This is a genomic window from Cupriavidus pauculus, from assembly GCF_008801835.1.
GTDB lineage: Bacteria > Pseudomonadota > Gammaproteobacteria > Burkholderiales > Burkholderiaceae > Cupriavidus > Cupriavidus pauculus.
Map to the genome: position 1 here is coordinate 1 of NZ_VZOW01000076.1, position 3,502 is coordinate 3,502.

Sequence of the window (3,502 nt, forward strand, 5' to 3'; positions counted from 1 at the left end):
GGCTTTCCGCTTCCGCAAAACTGATCTGTCGCTTCATCACCGGACCTGAATCATGGACACATCTATGACAACGCGTTCACCAAACGCCTCGATGACCCGCACGCTGATTTAATCAGCGTTTCCCTAGCTTTCTTCAACATGACTCACTGATTACCGTAGCATTACCTGAACATTACGCTATTCGTAAAAGCTTACCCAACGCGCGCCCTGGACGTGTCAAGAAAATCAACGCTGCCAAGGATACTTCGCCAGAACGCCAAGCTTGCACTACAATCCTTACACGCACGCGTTTCCCGCGAGCAGTAACATCAGACTATCAAGCTTTGAATCTTGTACCCTCCATCCGACTACATATTTTGCAGTGTATTTAATCAAAAATGCTCGCGTATGTAGGGTGGATTAATGCCGCATGTAATCCTATGTCGGATGCGCAGGTGCGAGGAACTGCAGGATGAATTAGAAGCGGTTTCCACGTATTATGTGCCGCGAGGCGAGTTGTTTGCGATACGATAGCCAGAGCTGCACGGATTTTTCGAAGAGCTAATGGATAGCCGTATGAAACTGATTCTTGACGCGGCCCCCACTTGGAATGAAACGGAGGGGCTGGAATCCACATTGTTGACTCTTCAAAAGCTCGGGTTCTTGGTGGCGCATCAGCGCCGAATGGACGGCTCGTTTGTTGTCGAGGTCGAGGACGAGATCATGAAGGAATTTTCCCGGATAGACCTTTGGGCAGGCTTCTTAGGGGCGAGGTAGGCGATAGCATGTAGGGTTCGTCGACGCAGCACGGAGTCAGCCACGTGCCGGCGCCTGCCTTGCACCCTTCACAATTTCGGTCTCGCGCGGCACTCGCCTCAAAGCAGACCATAAACATGGTCTTGCTCCGCAACGGCGTGTTCGAGCGCATTTCGGTTACGAGAACCCCGGCGTCGGACGCCGAGCCTGGCGAGCGTTTGGCGGCCATGACGGCTGAAGCGGGGCGACTATTTCCCTGAGGCAAGCTTGACCAACTGCCTGACCAGGTGATGGGTCCGCCTCGACACGAAAGCCGTCCGCGAGGCAAGCGTTAAGGGGCGCGTGGGGCGCGCAGGGTCCGCAAACGGATGTCGAGGGGGCCTCCAAGGTGCCAGTCAAATGCGGCCACGACGGCCGACGCGGGTCGCACCAGACGCCGCCATACTAGCCGGATTGAGTAGCCGCTCTCGAAGAAACATTGGGTCTTCGAATATTCAGGACCCGGGTTGCGCGACCGCGCGGCGTCCCAATTCAAGGCGCTTGTAACACGCACCCCATGATCTGTTAAGCATAGGACGCCCATGCAACAGTATGGGAATGATGGTAAGGATCACACGCATGAATCCGCAATAAGATGTACGAGGCGCATTTAATGCTGGACCGAATCCCGCTTCCCCGGGGGCCAATGCAGCCATTGCACCACCCTGGCAAATGCCTTGCGGAGTTACTACGATGATATGTGGGTCGTTACCTCTCCTCGCCACCATGCACATTAACCTGCTCCGTAACGGGAATCGCGCGCTGATCCTGCCGCGCAACAAGGACCTTATCGACTGTCCTCTGCTCGTGCGGCATTGGCTCGGCACCCCATACTCCGAGAGCGTGACCGAGATCACGATCGACACCCCGCTGCCAGGCATCTCCCCGCCGGAGGTCTTGGCCGAACTGCTGCAGAAGGGCTTCTGCGCGCTGGATGTGTACGGCGTGGTGCGCAGCTTCGAAGCGCCGCCGCCCTTGGAAATAGCAGCTAAAATTGCGCGCGATGCGGACGCCAGTGCCACGAATTTGCTATGCGGCGGTAAAGCATTGGCGGAAACCCGCGCAGTTAAGTCCAAGCGAGGGTTACTTCGCACTAGTCCTTCGTCGGGAAGCACATCGGTTGTAACCAAAAGACTGGTCTTTCGGGAGGCGCGGGGGTGAATGCGGAAGACTTATGGATATAACTTTGTGAAAATTGAAAGGAAAGATAAAAGATGGTGCTAGTGAGTGTATCCGTGCCTTTTCCGCTCCTGTATCTTGCCGTCCCCGCTGTATATGATCAATTCCACCCTGGATATTTTCGCCATCTCTTTGGCTACAACTAGGGCTGCTGCTTGCGTCTCGTAGAGCGTGCGCACTCCAGTCCCTTCTATTGCGATAGCCCATTTTCCTTGATGGGGGACTACATGAATATCGCCGGACATTTGCTGTTCTCCTTCGCAGAGTTGCAATAACGATTTCGCAAAAGAGTGACAGAACAGAAACTTCTATTACGCACCGCACTAGGAGGTTCCGTCCTCGCTGTGAACTCCTATTGAAGTGCGCTGAGCCTCAATTCCCCGGAACAGCCGGGAAAAAAATCCAATTGGGAAAACTCCGGCACAAGGTCGTCCGCGATCTCGACGAGATAGGCGCCATCCATCAACTGTTGACACGCCTGCACGAAACCAAGCCGTTTCAGGCTTAGTAACACCACTTCAATTTCCCCTGGCTCAGTAGCATTCGACGCCGCTTCAAGAACAATTTTCATGACTTATCCGTATGTCCTGCTGAGGCTGCCGCCTGAACTAGCGGCCATCTTGTAGTCTAGGCGACATCTCAGCAAAACGAACGCTGAATTGCCGGTAAGGGGCGGCTGCCGACCGTTTTATGCGGATGATCAGAACCAGAATACCGCTTTCTTCCTTGCTCAGAAGCTCGATCCAGGCGATCAGTGAAATCCGAATTCGTGAATTAAGGGGTAGGCAGAGATAAGAGTTATTATCTCGGTACCGCTATCTTGGTACGTAACTCGCTCCGTACAAAATGCCCCGACGCCTCACTGTTCCCGATGGCCTGCCCGACGCCGCCGCCCTTGCCGCGCTGCGCGCCTGGTACGAGGGCGCTTCCTCGCGTGAGGCGGCCGACCGCTACCTGCGAGATCGGATTGGCGATGGCCAATCGGCAAGAGGCATCGTTGGCGCGATCCGCCGCCAGCTCGTTCAGTATGCCCGGCAGCGCCAGCGCCCCGATCTGGCGGACGTCTTCGTGTGCTCCGCCACCGAGCGCGTAGGTTACGCCCGGGCCGCCGGGGCGGCAATCGAGCAACTGCGCATGACCCCAGCGCCTTCGCCACAGATCAGCGATGCTGTGGCACAGTGGCTGCCAGCGCGGGCGGTACGCGCCCTTCAGGCCGCTGGCATCACCAACCTGGCCGACCTTACCGTTCGTATCCCCCGCCGGCGACAGTGGTGGACCGCCGTCCCGGGGCTCGGACCCGCCAGCGCCCGCGAGATCGAGGCATTCTTTGCCGCACACCCGGCGCTTACCGAGCGTGCCCGCGCCTTGATCGTCGCCGACCTAAAGCCCATCGTGACGCCGTGGGAACACCTGCGGCTGCCAGGGGTCGCCTCAGAAAACGGAAAATAAAGCACGCTAAGCCGGTTGCAGCGGTCGTAGCGGCCTGAACTTGCCCGCGCCGATCTTGGCGCTGCTGCGCCAGAGGTAATCGCCGGTGAGGTTGATGTGC

Annotated in this window: 4 protein-coding genes and 1 pseudogene; 3 read left to right on the top strand and 2 right to left on the bottom strand. The window is 57.1% G+C overall.

The genetic code is table 11. The features are described from left to right. Positions 1–555 precede the first annotated feature (555 nt). On the top strand, positions 556–756 hold the full coding sequence (locus F7R19_RS29315; RefSeq protein ID WP_104669826.1) for a hypothetical protein: 201 nt from the start codon (positions 556–558) through the stop codon (positions 754–756). 744 nt (positions 757–1,500) lie between these two features. After that, positions 1,501–1,935 (top strand): hypothetical protein, encoded by a 435-nt coding sequence (locus F7R19_RS29320; RefSeq protein ID WP_150982951.1) that lies wholly within the window; start codon positions 1,501–1,503, stop codon positions 1,933–1,935. Positions 1,936–1,994: 59 nt separating this feature from the next. Here F7R19_RS29320 and F7R19_RS29325 read toward each other — a convergent pair whose 3' ends face one another. Further along, complete coding sequence (locus F7R19_RS29325) at positions 1,995–2,198, bottom strand: DUF2188 domain-containing protein (protein WP_104669824.1); 204 nt, start codon at positions 2,196–2,198, stop codon at positions 1,995–1,997. A gap of 107 nt (positions 2,199–2,305) precedes the next feature. Next, positions 2,306–2,524 (bottom strand): hypothetical protein, encoded by a 219-nt coding sequence (locus F7R19_RS29330; protein WP_104669823.1) that lies wholly within the window; start codon positions 2,522–2,524, stop codon positions 2,306–2,308. Positions 2,525–2,799: 275 nt separating this feature from the next. Here F7R19_RS29330 and F7R19_RS29335 point away from each other — a divergent pair. Continuing rightward, positions 2,800–3,375: pseudogene (locus F7R19_RS29335) on the top strand (phage integrase family protein); the annotation flags it as partial. Positions 3,376–3,502: the final 127 nt, after the last annotated feature.